Consider the following 22,884-nt stretch of genomic DNA (forward strand, 5'->3'; position numbering starts at 1 on the left):
GCTAACATGTTTACAGCTTACCGCTATGGTCAAAAAAGGTCAAACAATTTAACTCAACTGAAGAAAAGTTTTTCAACGTAATCGGTTACGCTTCAAAGTCTATAATTTAGCACAAAAATAAGAATTTTGCTACTAGTAAATATTAGGCTAACAGGTAGCACGAAACATGAAATACGGCAGTGGTTACTCATGAAAACTGTATTGATAAATGAGCTGAAATCGAAGTAGATTAAGTATACGAGGGAATTTTTAAAAAATAAATTGAAAAGTTAATTTTTATACACTATAATCAAGTCGTTATAGTACAACATTTATTTAATTGAGTATGTTTGTGTACAAAATAGAATAATGTAAGTGCTATCTTTATTTGAGGTTGATAAATAGGTACATATAAAAAAAGAGGTTAGTGCTATGGCAAAAAGTTCGCGGAAACAACGTGTTGCAAATTATGAGGCAACTACAAAAGAGCATTTTAAGATGTATAAAAAAGGCAAACACTGGCTAGTGGCTGGCATAGCGGTCCTAAGTTTTGGTACAGGGGTAGTTACTTCGTCTAATGTGCATGCTGATACAAATAATAATGTGATTGAGTCTAGCACGGAAAAAAGTAGTTCAGCTAGTGTGACGGCGACTAGCGCCGCAACATCTGAGACAGCAGCTTCATCCGCGGCATCGGATTCAGATAACAGTGGTATGGCAAGGACAGGCTTTTCGTCTGCGGTAACGAATAGTGTGGCGGCAAGTGCGATGTCATCCGGTTCTGTTGCATCCAAAAGTTCAAATACAAGCAATAGCGGCATAGCTTCAAATACTTTAGGTACATCAAGTATGGCATCTCAGAGTTCCGAGGTAGCAAGTGGTGCACCAGTCAGTGAAACGAATGATTCTAGTCAAGCATCAGATGATAGTGTGACACAAAGTAGCAGTAGATTAGGTGCAGAAAGTGCGTCATCGGAAGCAAGTGACCTCACAAATGAGTCAACAGGTAGTGCTGATACGCCAACAACTGATACCACCATCACTGCGGATCAGCAGAAAGCTATTAATAATTTAATTGCTTTAGGAAAAGACAACGGGATTGATTTGTCAAATATAAGTGAATCTAGTTTGCTGGCCGCTGCTTGGGATACTAAAACGAATACGGTAAATTCATACTATACTGATATGTTACCGTTACAGCCAGATTTTGTACTGGCTGCTCTTAAAGGTATGGATGAATCAAACAATTTAAATGCTGTTCAACATACCGGATATGCAGTTAATCCATACAATTATACTGACAAATCTGCAGTAACGGTTGATATTGGTCAAGGAACCATTACAGTAAATAAGTTAAATGGCGTCTCAAGTACAGATGAACAATATACTAGCTTAGCAAATGATGATACGATTACCATTAGTGATTTTTCAGAGATTACTTCAGCAATGGTTAGCAATATTACACAAACTGATGAAAAAATTGTTTTTACTTTAACTAACGAGGGGTTAAACCTGCTCACTAGTGGTAATTTTAGTGCGATTTTGGCTTTTCAGATGGTTAGTGCTGATAATACTGCCGGTTATGTTGAGGTCTTTGGTGTGACTGCACCGATATCAGTGGGCGTTACTGGTATTGCTGATACAGCGAAGAATACTGAAGGCATTGAGGAGACTGGTACAATTGGAACAAATCAACTTTATTATGCAGTTGAGACAGCCTTGGCTAACGACAATCTCCCACAAGATGATAAGTGGAGTAGCAAAACTGGTTCAATTTTATTGCCTAATGGTACTTTAGCTGTTAATTTAAAAGAATTGTCAGGTTTTCAAATTGATTTGACTAAAAATAAATTGATTCCAACAAACTCGATTCCAATTAGTAGTGAATTTTGGACAATTTCTCAGAATAGTGATGGCGACTATATTGCAACATTTACGGGTACTTTTTATAACAATCCGAATCCCGTTAAACCAAGTGAAGCTAATAATTGGCATTTTGGTTATACTCCGGTAGCAGCTGTAGGCATCAGTTATACAGGTGTACCGGCAACCGTAACTGTTCATTATGAAGATGAAAATGGTGTTGCAGTTGCAACTGATGAAGTGTTAACTCAAGGGACTGTATATGGAACCTACAAAGCAGATGCACCAACAATTCCGGGCTATGAAATTGATACGGATACGCCAACTTCTGGGGAGATTACTGATCCTAATCAAGTAGTCACTATTAAGTATATTGCAGATGCACAAACGAGTGATGTGCAGTACGTTGATGACGACAATAATGATGTGCAAGTTGGCGCATTGGTTCCTATTAATGGAACTACTAATGAAACTGTCAATTGGAATACGAGTGACAGTATACCGTCAGGTTATCAACTAGCCGAAAATCAAGTGGCAAATGGTACTTATACTTTTGGCGCAAGTGACAACGCAAATGTGGTAGTTCATTTAGTTCATGTGCATACGATAAGTAATGAAAAGAATACAACTGATACGGTAACTTACGCGGGGATTGATGGGGTGAGTCTCACTAGTAATTCAGTCACAATTCAGTGGACATCTGATACTGACGAGGTAACAAAGGACGTTGTTTGGACAAGTGATGCAAGTACTACAACAATTCAAACCCCTATAATTTCTGGATATTCTCCTGATAAGTCACAGGTAGTCTTTACAAATGTAACTGAAAAAGATGGAGAGCCAGCTAATCAAACGCAGGAAGTTATATATACCGCAACCAATCATGGTTACACAGTGACACCGGTTGATCCAACAGGTAAGCCGATTACAGGGACCGCACCTAGTCAAGAAACAGGTGTCACTGGACAACCAGTGACAGTGCCAAATGTGCCCGGATATCAGGTAACAGCAATACCTCTAATTCCGGATACTGATTCAGAAGTGAAAGTTGTGTATGTACCTATTTCAAAAAATATTACACAACATAAAGGTAACAAGCCAAGCTCAAATTTCATTAAGCATTCTTCTACCAAAGCTAACGTAGCGAAAAAACTTGCAGAATCTAGAACGCTTAGCCAAGAAAAAGTGGAACGAACTGCAAAGGTTAAAAGAACCGGTAAAAGTAATAGTGAAACTTCTATTTTGCCTCAAACAGGTGAAAAAGAAACAAATATTTTTGTTCTTATAGGTTATGAACTTCTTATTCTACTTGGCCTTTTTGGGACTTTAGGAAAGCAACGTAAACAGCATAATTTAAAATAGTATTTTTTGAATCTTGGTTCTAAATAATAATCGCTCCATAGGTGATTGGAAATGTCATCTATGGAGCGATTATTTTATCAGTGTCGTTCATTGTTATTCTTGTACCACAATTGATTTCAGTTGACTTATTATAGTTAGTGTTAAATAATAGATTGAATTATGAACACCATTTCAATGGTGAAACAGTGCTTGTTTTACAGAATCAATCTAATTTCAGGGTACAAAAAAATGCGCCATGCGGGAGTCGAACCCGCGTTTCGAGAACCGGAATCTCACGTGCGATCCACTACACTAACGGCGCAAATTACCTTTTAATTTTACTGTATTAATATTAAAAACACAAGTTTATTTAATCGAGGTGATTAGTTTGGCGCTTCAACAAGGCCTTCATCAGCAACAAAAACAAGTTCAACGGTTAGCAATGACGCAAACTTTACAACAATCAATCCAGATTCTGCAATACAACGTTGAAGAATTACAAAACTTTTTAAACCAGAAGGCACTTGAGAATCCATTAATCACTGTGACGACTAATCACGATGATTATATGAATAGTTCACGACAAAATTCTTCAAGCCAATCAGTTGATGAAAATTACATGAATCAAATTCCAGATGATACACGTCAGTCACTTTTTGAATATTTATTGGATCAAGTGCATTTAACGATGCGTGACACACCCTTACGTAATTTAGTTTTGTTCTTAATAGAATCCATTGATAATAATGGTTATCTAAAAATGCCAATCGAAGAGGCGATGGAAAAAACTGGGGCTAATAAAGTGGACATTGTCGATGCTGTTACGTTGATTCAACAGCTAGATCCTCCAGGTGTTGGTGCAAAGAATCTTCAAGAATGTTTGCTACTGCAAGCAGAGAATGATGACTGGGCACCAAAGGCGGCAGTAGAAATTCTAAGAGATAACTTTGACGAACTCGCCAATCGAAAATGGCAGGCAATAGCTAAAGAGCAGAATGTGACGCTGGAGGAGATTCAAACTGTATTTGATTACGTGCGCACACTGACTCCTAAACCGGGTGCTTTATTTAATTCGGAAGGTTCGCAATATATTTTTCCGGATCTAATTGTAAAAAATGAAGCAGGAAAGTTAAGCATTTATACATCAAGAGCAGCAAAACCAAAAGTCCATTTTCAAAAACAATATTTTCAGCAAATGTTGCAACGTAAGGACGACGAAGTAACAGATTATGTAAAAGAAAAGAAACGAGAATTTGACTGGATATCTCGTAGTTTGGATCAACGAGAGAGTACTATTCTCCGGGTGGGAAAAGTATTACTGGAATATCAACAAGATTTTTTTCTTGAAAAAACCAAAGAATTGCGTCCACTGTTATTACAGGATGTTGCGTTGAAACTGGGGTTACATGAATCCACAATTAGTCGTTCAGTCAACGGGAAATATTTACAAACTCGTTTTGGAACTTTTGAATTAAAGTCATTCTTTAGTAGTGCGGTTGCAAAGACAGATGCATCTCCAGAAGGGTTATCAGTAGATTCCGTTAAGAGACTGCTTCAGAAGTTTATCCATGAGGAAAATAAAAGCAAACCACTGTCAGATGCAAAAATTGTTAAGAAACTTGCAGAAAAAAATATTGAAGTTTCAAGAAGAACGGTAGCTAAATATCGGGAAAGCTTGAACATTGCATCCTCTTCAACACGTAAACGTTATGAATAGTGTTAATTAAGGACCGACAGCGAATTTTTCTAGGCTTTGAGTTGCAATAGTGGCTGTCTCCTGATATAATTCAATATGTAAGTAAGGGGTATACAACTGAAGTAGTTCAGGTCTGTATGCCATTTATTTTGAATCTGTCGGGTCACTAAATGACACATGTGGACGTCAAACGTCCCGACTGGGAGCAATGATCATGCAAAACGAGTTGAAATGGCTGGAAGCCATCGCACCAGATATGGTAGATGTGTTTTTGAAGCGTTTTTCGGTTCTACGGACGATCGCTTTAATGGCTCCCATTGGCAGACGAGGCTTATCGGTTCATCTTAATATGAGCGAACGTGGGTTAAGAACTCATACTGATATGCTTAGACAGTTGGACTTGATACAGTCGTCACCCGCCGGAATGACATTAACTAGGGAAGGCCGATTAGTTTTAGACGGTTTGAACGATATGGTTAATGATATGCTTGGTTTACAGCAGTCAGAAAGAGACCTAGCAATGTTACTAAACATTGATCGTTGTTTTATTGTTTCTGGAGATTGTGATGCCCAAGACAGGGTGTTTGATAGTTTGGGAGGAATTCTAAACGATACACTTGCAAAAATCTTGCCAGAGGGTAATAATGTAATAGTGGTTATGGGTGGTAACACAATGGCACAAGTTGCTAAAGAGTTTTCACCAGAATTATCCACAAAACGCCAACTCACATTTGTTCCTGGGCGTGGTGGTATGGGACAATCACTTGCGATGCAAGCTAATACAGTTTGTGCAATTATGGCGGAACGGACACATGGTGAGAGCCAGTCAATGTATCTGCCAGAGAAGTTGAGTGAAAAAAGTTACCAGCCGTTGCTAGAAGAACCAAGTGTTCAGTTAGTTCTTCAATTAATTGAGCAAAGTAACGTTGTGATTCATGGCATTGGACGAGCCGACGAGATGGCTGAGAGACGAGAGGTTGATCCAAACATTCTCCAACTTCTCGAGCAAAAGAAAGCAGTCGGAGAAGCCTTTGGTTGTTTTTACAATCAGCAAGGTGACATCGTCTATCGGGTACCTCGAATTGGGTTACAATTAGAGCGTATCAATTCAATCGATCATGTTTTTGCGGTTGCAGGTGGGCATACAAAAGCGCAAGCAATTCGTTCTTACATGAATTTAGCACCACATCAGACATGTTTGATGACTGATGAAGGTGCAGCAAACTTGATTTTAAAAAAGTAATATTTGTTTACAAATATCACTTTTTAAAATAAAAAAATTATTTTTTTACTTTCCTAAAGGAGGAAATCTTAGTATGACTGTAAAGATTGGTATTAATGGTTTTGGACGTATCGGTCGTTTAGCTTTCCGTCGTATTTATGAATTAGGCGCAAAGTCAAATGATATCGAAGTTGTGGCTATCAATGATTTGACAAGTCCAGCAATGTTGGCACACTTATTGAAGTATGACTCAACACATGGTACTTTCCCTGGTGAGGTTAGCGCAACAGAAGACTCCATCATCGTTGATGGCAAGAAATACCGTGTTTACGCAGAACCTAAAGCACAAGATATTCCATGGGTTAAGGCTGACGGTGTTGACTTTGTTCTTGAATGTACAGGTTTCTATACATCAAAGGCAAAATCACAAGCTCATTTGGATGCTGGCGCAAAACGTGTTCTGATTTCTGCTCCTGCTGGTAACGACCTTAAGACTGTTGTTTACAACGTTAATGATGACGTTTTGACTGCAGATGACAAGATTGTTTCTGCTGGTTCATGTACAACAAACTGTTTAGCACCTATGGCTTACTTCTTAAACCAAGAATTTGGTATTGAAGTAGGTACTATGACAACAATCCATGCTTACACAAGTACACAAATGTTACTTGATGGCCCAGTTCGTGGTGGAAACTTACGTGCTGCTCGTGCTGCTGGTGTTAACACAATTCCTCATTCAACTGGTGCTGCAAAGGCTATTGGTCTTGTAATCCCAGAATTGAATGGTAAATTACAAGGACATGCACAACGTGTTGGTGTTGTTGATGGTTCATTGACAGAATTAGTATCTATCTTAGGTAAGAACGTTACTGCTGACGAAGTTAATGCTGCAATCAAGAAACATACTGAAAACAACGAATCATTTGGTTACAACGAAGACGAAATCGTATCTAGTGATGTTATCGGAACTACATTCGGTTCAATCTTTGACCCAACACAAACTGAAGTTACAACCGCTGGAGACAAACAATTAGTTAAAACTGTTGCTTGGTACGACAACGAATATGGCTTCACTTGCCAAATGGTACGTACTTTATTGAAGTTTGCTACTCTCTAGGATTAAATTAATCTTTAAGTTTGCAGATTTCAAAACCGTCTAACGGTTTAAGGCGGAGGGAGGCAAACTTCCTCCGCCTTTTTTAATTTAAAAATACATGAAATTTCTTAAACAGGAGGAATTAACTTTGGCTAAATTAACAGTTTCAGATTTAGACGTTAACGACAAAAAAGTTTTAATGCGTGTTGATTTTAACGTCCCTGTAAAAGACGGTGTAATTGGTGATGATAACCGTGTTGTGGCTGCATTACCAACCATCAAATATATTATTGAACATAATGGTAAAGCTATCTTGTTCTCACATCTTGGCCGTGTAAAGACTGAAGATGACAAGAAGGCTTTAACAATGCGTCCAGTTGCACAACGTTTGTCAGATCTTTTGGGCAAACCTGTAACTTTTGTACCAGCAACTCATGGCAAACAATTAGAAGATGCCATTGCTGATATGAAAGATGGCGATGTTCTTTTGTTTGAAAACACTCGTTTTGAAGATCTTGACGGCAAGAAGGAAAGCGGCAATGATGCTAAGTTAGGTCAATACTGGGCTTCACTTGGTGACGAGTTTGTAAATGATGCTTTTGGTACAGCTCATCGTTCACATGCATCCAACGTTGGTATTTCAACAGCTATGAAAGCTGCTGGTAAACCAGTTGCAGCTGGTTTCTTAATGGAAAAGGAAATTAAATTCTTAGGAAACGCTGTTGATAATCCAAAGCATCCATTCGTTGCTATTTTGGGTGGTGCTAAGGTTTCTGACAAGATTGGTGTTATTGATCACTTACTTGATAAAGCTGATAAAGTTATTATCGGTGGTGGTATGACATATACCTTCTATGCAGCTAAGGGCCTTAAAATTGGTAATTCACTTGTTGAAAAAGACAAGATTGATTTAGCAAAACAAATTTTGGCTAAAGCTGGTGACAAGATTGTGCTTCCTACAGACAATGTTGTTGCTGAAAAGTTTGATAACGATGTGCCAAACAAAGTCGTTGAGGGTGATATTCCTGATGGCTACATGGCTCTTGATATCGGACCTAAATCCATCAAGGCATTTGAAGATGTTTTGAAAGATGCTAAAACAGTTGTTTGGAATGGCCCAATGGGTGTATTCGAAATGAGTAACTATGCTAAAGGAACTCTTGAAGTTGGTAAGTTCTTAGGCACATTATCTGACGCAACTACAATTGTTGGTGGTGGTGATTCAACTGCTGCTGTTAAACAACTTGGTGTTGGCGACAAGTTAACTCATATTTCTACTGGTGGTGGTGCTTCCCTTGAGTACCTTGAAGGAAAAACTTTACCAGGAATTGCAGCTATTTCAGATAAATAGGCAAATAGTGAGCTTGAAAACCAATTCAGGCTCTTTGCTGTGAAATGACTGAGATTTGTTATCAATGAAAGGAAGTATTATTGTGCGTACACCAATTATTGCTGGAAACTGGAAAATGAATAAGAACCCTAAGGAAACAACCGAATTTGTTAACGCTGTTAAAGCAGATTTACCTGCAAGCGACAAAGTTGAATCAGTTATCGGTGCTCCTGCAGTTGATTTACAAGCTTTATTAGATGCTGCTAAAGGCTCTAACCTAAAAGTTGCTGCTGAAAACAGTTATTTTGAAGACGAAGGTGCTTTTACTGGTGAGACTTCACCTAAAGTTCTTTCTGAAATGGGCGTTGATTATGTAATTATCGGCCATTCAGAACGTCGTCAATATTTCAAGGAAACTGACGAAGACATCAACAAAAAAGCTAAAGCAATCTTTGCTAACAACATGTTACCAATCATTTGCTGTGGTGAAACTTTAGAACAACGTGAAGCTGGTCAAACAAATGACTGGGTTTCAGGCCAAATCACAAACGCTCTTAAGGGCTTATCTGCAGACCAAGTGGCATCACTTGTAATTGCTTACGAACCAATCTGGGCTATTGGAACTGGTAAAACAGCTTCAAGTGATCAAGCACAAGAAGTTTGTCACGTACTTCGTGAAACTGTTGCTAAGTTATATGACCAAACAACCGCTTCTAAAGTTCGTATCCAATACGGTGGTAGTGTAAAACCTGCTAACGTGAAGGAATTAATGGGCAAAGAAGACATCGATGGTGGATTAGTCGGTGGTGCAAGTCTAGTTCCTGACTCATTCTTGGAATTAGTTAACTTTAATGCTTAATTTTAGAGCAGTTTTGTAATACAATTGATCTGTAACAGAATTTACTAAATTTAGTGAGGAGAAATTACAATATGTCACTTATTACTGATATTTATGCACGTCAGGTTTTAGATTCACGTGGTAACCCAACTGTTGAAGTTGAATTATATACAGAAGATGGCGGCTTTGGCCGTGGAATCGTTCCTTCTGGTGCTTCAACTGGTGAACATGAAGCTGTTGAACTTCGTGATGGCGACAAGAGCAAGTTCATGGGCCAAGGCGTAACCAAGGCTGTGGAAAATGTTAACAAGTTAATTGCTAAGGAAATCGTTGGTTATGAAGTAACTGACCAATTAGCAATTGACCAAGCTATGATCAAGCTTGATGGTACACCAAACAAGGCTAAATTGGGTGCTAACGCAATCCTTGGTGTTTCTTTGGCTGCTGCACGTGCTGCTGCTGATGAACTCCAAATTCCTTTGTATAACTACTTAGGTGGATTCAATGCACACGTTTTACCAACACCAATGTTGAACGTTATCAACGGTGGAAAACATGCAAACAATGATGTTGACTTCCAAGAATTCATGATCATGCCTGTTGGTGCACCAACAATTACAGAAGCAATTCGTTGGTCATCAGAAACATTCCACAACTTAAAGAACTTGTTAAACGAACAAGGATACTCTACAGCTGTTGGTGATGAAGGTGGATTTGCTCCTGACTTGAAGAACAATGAGGAACCATTCGAAATCCTTGTTGAAGCTATCAAGCGTGCTGGTTACAAACCAGGTAAGGATATTGCAATTGCCTTTGACTGTGCTGCATCAGAATTCTACAATACTGAAACAAAGAAGTATGACTTAAAGGGTGACGGCAAGTCATATACTGCTTCAGAATTTGTTGACTTACTTGACAGCATTGTTGACAAATACCCAGTTGTTTCCATCGAAGATCCTTTGGATGAAAACGAATGGGAAGATTGGCAAATGGCTACTGAAAAACTTGGTAAGAAAGTTCAGATCGTTGGTGATGACTTGTTCGTTACAAACACTGACTACCTTGCTAAGGGAATCAAGATGGGCGTTGGTAATGCTATCTTGATCAAGTTGAACCAAATTGGTACATTAACAGAAACTGTTAATGCTATTGAAATGGCTAAAGAAGCTGGCTATACAGCAATCGTTTCACATCGTTCTGGTGAAACAGAAGATACAACAATTGCTGACTTAGTTGTTGCTTTGAACGCTGGTCAGATCAAGACTGGTTCAATGAGCCGTACTGAGCGTATTGCTAAGTACAACCAATTGATGCGTATTGAAGATCAATTAGGTGAAGTTGCACAATACAAGGGTATCCATGCATTTTACAACTTAAGCGAACAAGCACGTAACGCAATTACAAACAAGTAATTCTACGTTTACCAACTAGTTCATTAAGAGTCATTCGGTTTATACCGAATGGCTCTTTTTTGGGTCTCTGTCAAATCGTATTGGTGGAGATTTTTGGGTCTGCTAATAAGTAAAAAAGTGTAAAATAGAATAAAAAGCCGTGAAGAAGGTAAACAATATGCAGGAGAACTTATCTTTATTTGATTTTGACGAACAGCAAGAGGCGGTACTGATGCCTGGCCATGATGGTCCATTTCAGTTTCATGCAAAAGCTATTTTTCCTTTTTTAAGTGATAGCGACATTTTGCAATTTGTGACGACGCATAATGGTAAACAAATCGGTATTTTTGAAACGATTACAAAAACTTTTCCTGTATACGAATGCTTGTACCAAAATGAGCTTCTTACGGTTGCTCAAGCGCCATTAGGGGCACCAGCAGCGACACAATTTTTAGATTTCTTAATTTATTTTGGCGTACGGCAAGTTATCAGCGTCGGTAGTTGTGGGGTTCTAGTAGATATACCAGAAAATAAATTTCTGGTTTCAACGGTGGCGTTACGCGACGAAGGGACTTCTTTTCACTACGCACCTAAGAGCGACTTCATTAAATTGAATCAATCCGTTATCAGCACTATCGAGCAGAGTTTAAAAGAGCACCACTTAAACTTTCATGAAGTACAAACGTGGACGACAGACGGATTCTTTCGGGAAACGCCCAAAGTTATTCAAAAACGAAAGTCACAAGGTTGTGAAGTTGTAGAAATGGAGTGTGCGGAATTGGCGGCATGTGCACAATTTCGAAAAGTAGACTTTGGTCAAATTTTCTTTACAGCCGATTCTTTAGCAAATTTGAAAGCTTATAATGAACGAAGTTGGGGTGCCCAGTCGCAAGAAAAGGGCCTAACACTTGCCGCCGAATTAGTACAAGCACTTTAAATTACAGGGAACGGAGCAATCATATGGTAGAGAACTACATATTATCAATTGATGAGGGAACCACCAGCACGCGGGCGATAATCTTTGATCATCAAGGTCAAAAGGTGGTTGATGCTCAACGTGAAATCCCACAAAACTTTCCTAATCCTGGGTGGGTTGAACATGATGCGAACGAAATTTGGGACGCTGTGTTATCAACGATTGCCGACGCCCTGATTAAATCACGAATTCGGCCTTCGCAAATTAAAGGAATTGGAATTACTAACCAGCGGGAAACCACAGTCATTTGGGATAAGAAAACAGGGTTGCCAATTTATAATGCGATCGTTTGGCAATCACGGCAAACGGCAGATATTGCCAATGAATTGATTTTGGCTGGTTATCAGCAAGAAATTCATCAAAAAACAGGTTTAATTGTGGATGCATATTTTTCAGCTACCAAAATTCGCTGGATTCTTGATCATGTACCTAATGCTCAGAAACGAGCAGAAAATGGCGAGTTGCTATTTGGCACCATCGACACTTGGCTGGTTTGGAAATTAACTGGTGGCGAGGTTCATGTGACTGATTATTCCAACGCCAGCCGGACAATGCTATTCAATATTCACGACTTAAAGTGGGATTCAGATATTTTGAAACTACTTAATATTCCACGGGTGCTCTTACCCAACGTAAAATCAAACTCAGAAATTTATGGGTACACAAAAGATTATCATTTTTTTGGTAGCGAAGTGCCAATTTCTGGTATGGCAGGAGATCAGCAGGCAGCTTTATTTGGGCAAATGGCGTTTGAACCTGGCATGGTAAAAAATACGTACGGTACCGGTGCATTTGTGGTGATGAATACCGGCAAAAAGCCTCAGTTGTCTGATCATAATTTACTGACCACTATTGCTTATGGCATTAATAATCAAATTTATTATGCACTTGAGGGCAGTATATTTGTGGCCGGGTCTGCTATTCAGTGGCTGCGTGACGGTATGCAATTACTCAAGAATTCTGCCGATTCTGAACAAGCGGCCAACGCATCTACTGATCGAAATGAAATTTATGTGGTGCCCGCATTTACCGGACTTGGGGCTCCGTATTGGGATTCAGTGACGCGTGGAGCCGTGTTTGGGATCACCCGTGGAACCACGAAAAATGATTTTATAAAGGCAACTTTACAGTCGCTTGCTTATCAAACGCGTGATGTTGTGGATACGATGAAGCACGATGCTGACGTTAAGATACCTATGCTTAAAGTTGATGGTGGGGCTTCACATAACAACTATCTAATGCGATTTCAAGCGGATATTTTAGGAATTGAAATTGACCGAGCGGCGGATTTGGAAACGACGGCTTTAGGAGCGGCTTTTTTAGCAGGACTAGGTGTTGGGTTTTGGAAAAATATTGAAGATATCAAAAGCATTTATAAAACGGGCCAAATCTTTTTGCCTGATATGAATGAAGAGGAACGCCAGAACCTTTATTCCGGGTGGCAAGAGGCTGTGCAAGCCGCACAATTATTCAGGCATCAACCATATCGAAAAAAGTGAAACGAAAGACAGTGGCAAAAAGGTGGTTGGACCGTGCGTTAGTCTGGCGACTACTCAGTATTTAGGAAGCTTATTAGTAAAACCCACTAATAAGCTTGTATCTTTCGGACGATGACCATTCTTGTGGCTTCAAATCAAGCCGCAAGAACTGGCTGCAAAAAATCTGTTTTACTTACATTTTAGTAATAATATTCTGGAAATATAAAGAGACCATACCCAAAATATAGTTTTTGCCTGGTCTTTTTTTCGTGACCGTATTTTGGTGATACACTGAATAAGAAGAGAAAAGAATTGAGATGAAGATATGCAGTGGCAAGGTTCCTTAGATAATAAAAAAAGTTCACCAGATGATACAAGGTTGGTGTCAATTATAAATGGTTGTTTGACTGGTGCTTTGGCCGGTTTAGTGGTGAGTGTGTTTCGCTTGGCGATTGTACAAAGCTTAAAATTAGTGACGATTGTTTATGATCAAATTTCCCACAATTGGGCTATACTGCCAATTTGGCTACTGGTCATGTTGGGTTTGGCTGTTGTAGTGGGATATTTAGGAAAACAGTTTCCAGAAATAAAAGGATCGGGGATCCCCCAAGTTGAAGGCCAATTGTCTGGAAATTTGGAGTATCCCTGGTGGTCAATTCTGTGGCGTAAATTTATCGGTGGTATTCTGGCAATTGGGTCTGGCTTATTTCTTGGTCGTGAAGGACCCTCAATTCAGTTAGGAGCAACCATTGGTCAGGGATACGCTGAATTGACACATGAATCAGAAGTTAATCGACGCGTATTTATTGCAAGTGGAGCGGCAGCAGGCCTGTCTGCGGCATTTAATGCACCCATTGCGAGCACGTTGTTTGTTCTAGAGGAAGTTTATCATAATTTTTCACCGTTAATTTGGACAACTGCTCTAGCAAGTGCAATCGCTTCTAACTTTGTTTCAACCGTATTTTTTGGTTTAACTCCAGTTTTACATATTGTTTATACCAAAACATTGCCGCTGACGATGTATCCTCATTTGTTGTTTCTTGGGATTTTTTTGGGAGTAATGGGATTCGTCTACCAGCGTGTTTTATTGAAGATGGGGGATTGGTACGAATATCTTATTAAATTACCAAAATGGTTGTTTGGCATGGTGCCCTTTATTTTAGTGATTCCAATTGGTTTATTGGTTCCAAATTTATTAGGCGGGGGCAATAGTATTATTTTGAATATTGCCGGGCATACACCCGGACTTCTAATTTTGCTTGGTATTTTTATTTTACGCTTTGTTTTCTCCATGATTTCTTATGGATCTGGTTTGCCTGGAGGAATTTTCTTGCCTATCCTGTCTTTAGGAGCAATTCTGGGGGCAATTTATGGTCAAACCATGATTTGGTTAGGTATTTTTCCAGCGAGTTATCTCACAAACTTTATTATTATTGCAATGGCTGGTTATTTTGCCGGAATTGGTAAGGCGCCATTTACGGCCATCCTATTGATAACTGAAATGGTTGGTACCCTTCATCATTTGATGCCACTGGCTGTCGTTTCGATCACGGCATATGTAGTGGTTGATTTATTAGGTGGTGCACCAATTTATGAATCTTTGCTGCACAAGATTGTAAAACCGAGTGTTCCTAATGCTAGGGGGAAACTGGATCGGGTAGAATTTCCAGTTTTTGCAGGGTCATACATGGTAGGCCATCAAGTCCGTGATTTTCAGTGGCCTCAAAATAGTTTGTTGATTGCGATTCGACGTGGAGAACGGGAAGTTATTCCTCATGGTGATACCTTGCTGATTGCGGGCGATACTTTGGTTGTTACCACGAATCATCGTAATCGCGGCAATCTTTTACATTTATTACACCAGCTTCCGATGCAAACGAAGTAGTGGTTTGTTAGAGAAAGTTAGTGGTAGGACTGGAAAAAAAAGGTAAACTATGATAAATTATAGAGGATATACTACAAGTTTAGGTAGGAGGTTGCTACTTGTATAATTTATTAATGACAATATTATTGGTTGTTTCCGTTTTGATTATCTTTGCGGTAATGATGCAACCAGCAAAAACGGATAATGCGTTATCATCTCTTACAGGTGGTGCGGACGATCTTTTTGCTCAGTCAAAACCACGTGGATTCGAAGCATTTATGCAAAAAGTAACGTTAGTATTGGGGATTATTTTCTTTGCGGTTGCGATCGCAATGGTTTACGTTTCATCACACTAACGGTTAAGCCTCCTGTGTTTCGCAGGAGGCTTTTAATTAAGGTTTAAAACAATATAAAATTTGAGGTAGAGTATGGAAACAAATAAACTACAAGCTTCAGTTAGTAGCTTTTTAAATCAACATCCAAAAGAAAGTTTTACTGCCGAAGAAATTTTTCAACAATTAAATTTGGAAGGTGCCAGCGTTTTTAATATTTTAGTAAAAGAGTTGGCAGTAATGGAACGTGCAAATCGGGTTCACATTACGGAGAAAGGTAAATTTACTTTGCCTATTCAGTCTAATCAACAATTGGTGCATGGTGTTTTTCATGCCAACGATCGTGGCTTTGGTTTCGTAGCTGTTGATCCGGAAGTTCCTGATGTTTATATCAGCGAGGATCATACGGCGTTTGCGTTAAATCAAGACGAAGTTGATGTTCGAATTATCCGAGCAGCTAAACCAGGGGATGACAAGGGCCCAGAAGGTGTTGTTACCAAGGTTACAGACAGACACTTTACGCAGGCGGTTGGCGTTTTTAAATCGGTTCCTGATCCTGAAAATGGTGTTATTGGGGAAATTGAGTTAAAGGACAAGAAGCTTTCTTCTTATCATTTTGATGTGCTTGCTTCTGGGATCAAACCTCAAGATGGGGCTGTGATTACGGCAGAAGTAACCCAGTATCCCAATTTAAAACATCCTAAATTAATGACGGGTTTAGCAATTGAGACCATTGGTTTTAAGGATGATCCTGGTGTTGATATTCTCCAGGTAATCTATCAACACGAGGTTCCTTATGAATTTCCAGATGATGTTAAAGAAGAGATTAAATCAATTCCTGACACAGTTACAGATGCCGAAAAGATTGGTCGTAAGGACTTAACTTCGGAAACAGTTGTGACTATTGATGGTGACGACTCGAAAGATTTTGATGATGCAGTTGGTGTGTACAAGATGGTCAATGGACATTATCATTTGAGTGTCAATATTGCTGATGTGAGCCATTACGTTAAAGAAGGTTCACCACTAGACCATGAAGCTTATCGCCGAAGTACCAGTGTGTACTTGACTGACCGGGTGGTACCAATGCTGCCTAGAAAGTTGTCAAACGGTATCTGTTCCTTGAATCCAAATGTGGAACGTTTGGCGATGACCTGTGAAATGGAAATGGATGAAGAAGGCAAGGTTGTCAGTCACAAGATTTATCCAAGTGTTATTAAGTCTGATGCCAGAATGACTTATTCGGATGTTAACAAAATCCTTGAGGCACATGATGAAAAAACAAGGGCAAAGTATGCCGATTTGGTTCCAATGTTTGAAACAATGGGCGAATTGCACAAGCTCTTATTGAAGCGGCGTAAACGTCGTGGAGCCATTGAATTTGACGATAATGAAGCAGAAATTATCGTTGATGAAACAGGTCATCCAATTGATATTAAAGTGCGGGTTCGTGGCACTTCAGAGCGGATGATCGAATCCTTTATGTTGGCTGCCAACGAAACAGTTGCGCAACACTACTCTGAATTGAAGGTACCATTCTTATATCGTGTCCATGAAACACCAGATAGTGAGAGAATGTTGAGTTTCTTCGAATTCTTAACAAACTTTGGTTATTCAGTAAAAGGCAGTTCTAAAAACATTAAACCAAAGATGTTACAAAGTGTCTTAAAACAAGTTTCGGGTAGTAAAGAAGAAACAATGATTTCAGTCATGATGTTGCGGAGTATGAAACAAGCCAAATATTCTGAAGATTCATTGGGTCATTTTGGATTAGCTGCGCAGTATTACACGCATTTCACCTCACCAATCCGTCGTTATCCAGATATGTTTGTTCACCGACTCATTCGGCACTATGCTGAAGATGGCGTTGGTGAAGAATCTAAGGCGCAGTATGTGGATCGGATTCCTGAAATTGCAGAACATACTTCAAAATTAGAACGTCGCGGTATTGACACAGAACGTGATGTTGACGGCATGAAGAAAGCTGAATATATGGGCGACCATGTGGGTGAAGAATTCAAAGCGGTTGTGAGTTCAGTTATGAAGTTCGGTCTGTTTGTGGAATTGGATAATACAGTTGAAGGCCTAGTTCATATTAGTCAAATGAAAGATGACTATTACGAGTATGTAGAAAACCAACTTGCATTGGTTGGCCGAAACACACATCGAACTTATCAGATTGGTCAAGAAATTGAAGTCAAACTGATTCGAGTAGACAAGGATCAAAGTGAAGTTGATTTTGCATTGTTGCATCCTGAAAAAACGCCAACGAGTGAAATTCAGTTACCACCACGTCAATTTAGGAATAGTGGGAATTTTAAATCTGGTAATCGACAGGGCAATCATAATAAGAACTTTCATAAAAAATCATCAAGCACTTACAAAAATAATTCTGCCAAGAAATTTAATGAAAATAATTCACACAAGGCTACGTCAACTTCAAAAACTTACAATCGTAAAAAGTAGGAGTGATGTAAATGGCAAAGGCTAAAAAGAAGAAGCAAGATTCAGCCTTAGCACAAAACAAAAAGGCGCGTCATGACTATCTTATTTCTCAGACATATGAGGCGGGAATGGTCCTGACGGGAACCGAAATCAAATCGGTTCGCGCTAGTCGAATTAACCTGAAAGATGGTTATGTCCAAATTCGAAATGGTGAAGCAACCCTGATGAATATTCACATTAGTGAGTATACAGAAGGTAATCAGTTTAATCATGATCCGTTACGTAATCGCAAGTTACTTTTACACAAGAAACAAATCACTGAGTTAGCTGAACAAACTCAAAATAAGGGAATCACAATAGTTCCTTTAAAAGTTTATATCAAACATGGGTTTGCCAAAATTTTAATCGGGGTAGCTAAAGGTAAACATGAATACGATAAGCGAGAAACATTGAAACGACGCGACCAAGAACGTGAAATTGCTAAAGCTGTGAAACGATACCGTTAAAAAGGACTAGGAAAAGTATTTTCCCAGCCCTTTTTTGGTATCCATTATTTTTGTGTTTCTTTTTTTCTTTGTGCTCTTGCAATTGATGGCATAATCAAGCCTAATGCCAAAAGAATTCCTGGAGTGACAATGTTCATAACTAATTCTTGCCAGTAGGTGAATGAACTTGGTGACACGTCCTGAGGTAAAATTCCAAACGTTGCGGCGACAAACGTAATGATGAAGCACCATAAGGCCACGAGATAGGCGGTACGATCGTTTTTGATAAACACGTAGTCAGAGTGAAATTTTTGCGAATTCTTTCTGACTTGCATGAAAGCAAAGAAGATCCAACAAGTCACATAGGGTGAAACAATTCCGTTCAGATTTAGCAACCAATTGAAGATTTCATTCATGTCCGGTAAGAAGACGCCCATAAGTAGAATTCCACCAGATAATCCAGAAGTCAAAAGGTAACCATTAATAGGTCGGCCATTTCGATTAAGTTTCAATAGTTGTTTTGGCATGAAGCGTTTGCCGGTATCTAAGATTAGCATCCGGGTCATTGCGTCTAGCAATAAGGCTAGAAGAGCAAACATGTAAAGTAGTTGGGCAATTGAGAACAAAAACATCATGGAGTGCCCTAAGCCAATGTGGCGCCCAACAAAATCAAACGCATAGTAACTTCCGTTCATCTTTAAATCTGCTGGCAAATGGTGATCGTTGAAGAAAACGCCTAGTGAAAACGAACCAAAGATGGTTAGGAAACCAGCCATCACAGTCAGCATAATAATTGACTTTGGAAAGTCTCGTTTTGGATGGCGCATGCGGGTAACATAGGGTGCAACCAGCTCTGAACCGCTTGTGGCGTATATTAACAAACCTAATGTTGAAAAAAAGTGCAAATCAATTTTCGGTGTAAAAGTCGATACATGTAATGGCGCGGAAGCAATGTGTTCGCCGTGGGTCAGATTAACCACCGTTAAAACGACAAAAAGAACTGTCATAATAAACATTGCGCCACCGCCTAAAGCATTTAAAACCTGTAACGAGTTTTTGATGTGATTCTGAAGAAAAATAAAAATGATAAAAACTAAAAAGGTGAGCAAAGCAAACATCGCATTAGACATATGTTGTTCCATTGCGTTACTGCCATTGATTAACCACCCAAAAGCGACAACCACTGAATTGGCGGTATCGACCACGTACGGAATTGAGGCCGCCCAATAAGTCCATGCCGTGAGATAACCTAGAGTGTCACCGCTAGTTTCACGTACCCAAGAGCTAAGGCCACCACCAGATTTACTAAAGGTTGAACCTAATTGACCAACCATCAGTCCGTACGGGATCACATATAAAGCAAATAAAAAGACCCATGTTGTGATGACACCAAGACCCTGGTTTTTAAAGTTATAAATAATATCATCAAAGCCGATCACATTGACGAAAGCCATAAGTCCTAAGACTGGCCAACTAATATATTTTGTATTTTTCATATTCCAAATTCCATTCTCAAAAATCATTTAATTTTAGCATAGTTTAAATCCAAAACGCTATAAAAAAATGAGACAAAAATAAATTTTTTTGCCTCAATCTTCTAAAGGGTGATTCAGATTTAATTTTTGAAGATTAAACTTGCTTTTTTAGATGATAGTAATGGTGACCAGCAACCACTTGGACGCGTTCATTTTTAAAGCCAACCCGTTGATAAAGTTTTGCGGCCTCAGGATTTTCAAAATCTACCAGTAAACCAATTTTGTGCGTGTGGACTTGTTTGCCAATTGTCGGTAAATAATTGAGCAATTGGGTGCCAATACCTTTGCCACGGTGCGTTTCAGCAACACACAAGGAGTTCAGGTACCATTCGTCTTTATCTGCCTCAGCATCTGAAAAGATGACGACTGTTTTTGGAATTTGTAATTCTTCATAGTAACGATTAAAAACGTCAAATAGTTGCTGTTCATGTTTGCCTACGTAGCCAAACATGACACCAAGAACCTCATCATGATCTTTCGCAACAATTAAGTTGGCCAGCTCACCTTGGTATTCCGGGGAAGCAAATGTCTTTTCAAAAAGCTGGGTTAGTTTTGAATTCGATAATTCGTGAAGAGCAGGCAATTCCATTTCTTCTAGGATGACTTTAATCAAGTCATCAATTTGTGGAACATCTTTTGTTTGTGCCGCTTGGATTTGCAAGTTTTTTCCTCCGTTTATTCAGTAAGTTTATTTTTATTCTTTTTATGTTCATGAATGTTATTAAAACTGGTTTCACCATTAGATAACTGCCATCCAGGGATGGATGCTGTCTTTTTGACACCACTTTTGGAATCTTTTTTAGTCCAATGATCAAGAATTGCGGCTAAACAAATACAAACAGGCTCTGTGGCCTGCGAAGTGATAAGTAGCTCATTGTAACCAGCACCATATAAAATGACAGGAGTAACGGTCATAATGCGTTTGTGGACACTGTAGACATGATGTGAACCCGTTCGCAAACTACCTGTGATGAACCATTTTAGTTTATTGATATACAAGAATTCGTGAAAAAGGCCAAAAGTTTTAGAGATCGAACCGATTTTATTACCGTTAAAAAAGATATCAAACTTAGGGAAAATTCCCACTGAGGTCTGTTTGATTTCCGCTAAGAGGTCACCTTGAATATCGTAGACAGACAGGGCATCATGGCGAATTCCCCATTTTCCAACCAGCAGATAGCAGGAATTATTGTGATCGTCACGAACAACGGTAGCGCCCTTATTGGTTGCATCTTGGTTCCTTACATAAAGCTTACGCATAAGTATACCCCCATAACAAGGCCGTTATTGGCGGTTGCTTTTGAGTTGTTCCAAAATGGCTTTACCAACCCCGTTTTCGTTATTTGAAACGGTTAAATGATTCGCAAGTTTTTTGATTTCCGGGATTGCGTTGCCCATTGCATAACTGGTATCGGCAATTCTTAGCATTGACGCATCATTTAAATTATCACCAATTGCCATTACCTGAGACATAGGAATGTTTAATTCGTCAGCATAATGTTGCAAGGCAATTCCTTTTTGAGCACGGATATTATTGATTTCAATATTAGTTCGAGAAGATGAAGTAATTGCAACTTCCACTTTTTTATTAATTTTATCTGAAACTGGCTTTAATTTTTTCGGACCTTCATTTGCAAATGCGATAATTTTAAGAATTCGAACGTTGTGATCATCAATTAGTTCCTGATAATCATCCACGTATGAAATATCCATCAATTCAACCCGAGCAGAAGCCAATGAGACGGCCAATTTAAAAGGCGTGTCAGGATTTAGATTATTTAAAAGTTGAGCCAAGTTTTGAATGTGCATGGTACGACTATTAGAAACCACTCCGTCGGCTGTTACAACTTCATAATATAAATTAGCCAAATTTAGTTCACGCATAATTTGAGTAACTGTAGCTCGGTGAAGGGGAACCATATCTAAAGCCTTACCATCAACATCATAAACTGCGGCTCCATTTAAGGTAATCATAGGAACTTGAATACCAAACTTTTCGATTAAAGGTTTGGCCTCAGAAAGCTGGCGACCAGTGGCGACGATAAAGTGAACGCCCTCACTTTGTGCTTGTTTGATTGCTGCAGCATTTTCTTCTGAAACTTCCATTTTTTCGTTGAGCAATGTGCCATCCATGTCAGAAGCAATTATTGAAATCATATTTTCACGTCCTTGTTAGGTTTTATATCTTCAGTTTAACATGAACCCTTGTTTTTTTTTAGTCATAACTCATTGGATTTAATGTTATTAAATCAATTATGGCTATGCTAGAATATGGAGGTGAGGTGTAAAAATGAAAACGTTTATTCATAATGATTGGCAAGAGGTCTTAGGACCTGAATTTGAAAAGGCTTATTATAAAGATTTGCATGATTTTTTAAAAACAGAATATCGCACACAGCTCATTCATCCTGATATGTTTCATATTTTTGAAGCATTTGAATGGACACCTTTTAATCAGGTTAAGGTTGTTATCTTAGGGCAAGATCCCTATCATGAACCTCATCAAGCACATGGCTTGAGTTTTTCAGTTTTACCTGGTGTGCGAATTCCACCTTCCTTACAAAACATTTATAAAGAATTACAAGATGATTTGGGCATTAAGCCAGTTTCACATGGTTATTTGGAGAAATGGGCCAAACAAGGTGTGTTAATGCTGAATACGGTATTAACAGTCCGCAATGGGCAGGCATTTTCACATAAAGGTAAAGGCTGGGAGCAACTAACGGATGTTGCGATTCAAAAGCTTTCGGAACGTGAAATGCCAGTTGTATTTATCTTGTGGGGAAAGGCGGCTCAAGCAAAAATTTCCTTAATTGATACGAAAAGAAACATTATTATTAAATCTGCCCATCCAAGTCCATTTTCTGCTTACCACGGTTTTTTTGGTTCTCATCCTTTTTCAAAAACGAACGCGGCTTTAAAAGCTTTAGGTGAAGAGCCAATTGACTGGCAGTTACCAGAGCATGTGGAACTTTCAGAGGACGCAAAACATAATTATCAGCAAACGAGGTAG

Annotated in this window: 18 protein-coding genes and 1 tRNA gene; 14 read left to right on the forward strand and 5 right to left on the reverse strand. The window is 39.0% G+C overall.

Annotation, left to right across the window (positions count from 1 at the left end; all coding sequences use genetic code 11):
- Positions 1–411 precede the first annotated feature (411 nt).
- Positions 412–3,204, forward strand: coding sequence for a KxYKxGKxW signal peptide domain-containing protein (locus AB3217_RS03340; RefSeq protein WP_367365673.1), 2,793 nt, complete (start codon positions 412–414; stop codon positions 3,202–3,204).
- 229 nt (positions 3,205–3,433) lie between these two features.
- Here the strand turns inward: AB3217_RS03340 and AB3217_RS03345 are convergent.
- Positions 3,434–3,505 (reverse strand) — tRNA-Arg (locus tag AB3217_RS03345).
- A 66-nt stretch (positions 3,506–3,571) separates the two neighbouring features.
- On the opposite strand from AB3217_RS03345, the gene rpoN reads away from it, so the two are divergent.
- The 12 genes from rpoN (at position 3,572) to smpB (ending at position 18,357) form a co-directional block, all read left to right on the forward strand.
- Positions 3,572–4,900: an RNA polymerase factor sigma-54 gene (gene rpoN, locus AB3217_RS03350; RefSeq protein WP_260266935.1), complete on the forward strand. Its 1,329-nt coding sequence runs from the start codon at positions 3,572–3,574 to the stop codon at positions 4,898–4,900.
- Positions 4,901–5,093: 193 nt separating this feature from the next.
- Positions 5,094–6,122, forward strand: coding sequence for a sugar-binding transcriptional regulator (locus AB3217_RS03355; protein WP_068808544.1), 1,029 nt, complete (start codon positions 5,094–5,096; stop codon positions 6,120–6,122).
- Between the two features lie 73 nt (positions 6,123–6,195).
- Complete coding sequence (gap, locus tag AB3217_RS03360) at positions 6,196–7,218, forward strand: type I glyceraldehyde-3-phosphate dehydrogenase (protein WP_057806716.1); 1,023 nt, start codon at positions 6,196–6,198, stop codon at positions 7,216–7,218.
- 127 nt (positions 7,219–7,345) lie between these two features.
- Positions 7,346–8,548: a phosphoglycerate kinase gene (gene pgk, locus AB3217_RS03365; RefSeq protein ID WP_057784281.1), complete on the forward strand. Its 1,203-nt coding sequence runs from the start codon at positions 7,346–7,348 to the stop codon at positions 8,546–8,548.
- 82 nt (positions 8,549–8,630) lie between these two features.
- Positions 8,631–9,386, forward strand: a complete 756-nt coding sequence (tpiA, locus tag AB3217_RS03370) for a triose-phosphate isomerase (protein ID WP_057784283.1) — start codon at positions 8,631–8,633, stop codon at positions 9,384–9,386.
- Positions 9,387–9,457: 71 nt separating this feature from the next.
- A complete protein-coding gene (gene eno, locus AB3217_RS03375; protein WP_057784285.1) occupies positions 9,458–10,777 on the forward strand; it encodes a phosphopyruvate hydratase in 1,320 nt (439 codons plus the stop codon).
- A gap of 157 nt (positions 10,778–10,934) precedes the next feature.
- Positions 10,935–11,693: a nucleoside phosphorylase gene (locus tag AB3217_RS03380; protein ID WP_367365674.1), complete on the forward strand. Its 759-nt coding sequence runs from the start codon at positions 10,935–10,937 to the stop codon at positions 11,691–11,693.
- A gap of 23 nt (positions 11,694–11,716) precedes the next feature.
- A complete protein-coding gene (gene glpK, locus AB3217_RS03385; protein ID WP_068808241.1) occupies positions 11,717–13,231 on the forward strand; it encodes a glycerol kinase GlpK in 1,515 nt (504 codons plus the stop codon).
- Between the two features lie 304 nt (positions 13,232–13,535).
- Positions 13,536–15,095: a ClC family H(+)/Cl(-) exchange transporter gene (locus tag AB3217_RS03390; RefSeq protein ID WP_068808238.1), complete on the forward strand. Its 1,560-nt coding sequence runs from the start codon at positions 13,536–13,538 to the stop codon at positions 15,093–15,095.
- Between the two features lie 98 nt (positions 15,096–15,193).
- A complete protein-coding gene (secG, locus tag AB3217_RS03395) occupies positions 15,194–15,430 on the forward strand; it encodes a preprotein translocase subunit SecG (protein WP_057784293.1) in 237 nt (78 codons plus the stop codon).
- Positions 15,431–15,502: 72 nt separating this feature from the next.
- Positions 15,503–17,872, forward strand: a complete 2,370-nt coding sequence (gene rnr / locus AB3217_RS03400; protein WP_367365675.1) for a ribonuclease R — start codon at positions 15,503–15,505, stop codon at positions 17,870–17,872.
- Between the two features lie 11 nt (positions 17,873–17,883).
- Positions 17,884–18,357, forward strand: a complete 474-nt coding sequence (smpB, locus tag AB3217_RS03405) for an SsrA-binding protein SmpB (RefSeq protein ID WP_367365676.1) — start codon at positions 17,884–17,886, stop codon at positions 18,355–18,357.
- Between the two features lie 44 nt (positions 18,358–18,401).
- Here smpB and AB3217_RS03410 read toward each other — a convergent pair whose 3' ends face one another.
- The 4 genes from AB3217_RS03410 to AB3217_RS03425 all read right to left on the reverse strand — a co-directional run bounded on the left by AB3217_RS03410 (position 18,402) and on the right by AB3217_RS03425 (position 22,028).
- Complete coding sequence (locus tag AB3217_RS03410; RefSeq protein ID WP_068808230.1) at positions 18,402–19,832, reverse strand: APC family permease; 1,431 nt, start codon at positions 19,830–19,832, stop codon at positions 18,402–18,404.
- Between the two features lie 133 nt (positions 19,833–19,965).
- Positions 19,966–20,532 (reverse strand): GNAT family N-acetyltransferase, encoded by a 567-nt coding sequence (locus AB3217_RS03415; RefSeq protein WP_367365677.1) that lies wholly within the window; start codon positions 20,530–20,532, stop codon positions 19,966–19,968.
- Between the two features lie 14 nt (positions 20,533–20,546).
- Entirely contained in the window at positions 20,547–21,131 is a 585-nt protein-coding gene (locus tag AB3217_RS03420; protein WP_068808222.1) for an LURP-one-related/scramblase family protein, read from the reverse strand.
- 24 nt (positions 21,132–21,155) lie between these two features.
- Positions 21,156–22,028 (reverse strand): Cof-type HAD-IIB family hydrolase, encoded by an 873-nt coding sequence (locus AB3217_RS03425; protein WP_057784305.1) that lies wholly within the window; start codon positions 22,026–22,028, stop codon positions 21,156–21,158.
- Positions 22,029–22,161: 133 nt separating this feature from the next.
- Between AB3217_RS03425 and AB3217_RS03430 the strand changes: the two genes are divergently transcribed.
- The gene (locus AB3217_RS03430; RefSeq protein ID WP_057784307.1) at positions 22,162–22,884 is read left to right on the forward strand and encodes a uracil-DNA glycosylase; all 723 of its coding nucleotides are present in this window, start codon (positions 22,162–22,164) and stop codon (positions 22,882–22,884) included.

The organism is Pediococcus parvulus, from assembly GCF_964063155.1.
Classification (GTDB): Bacteria; Bacillota; Bacilli; order Lactobacillales; family Lactobacillaceae; genus Pediococcus; species Pediococcus parvulus.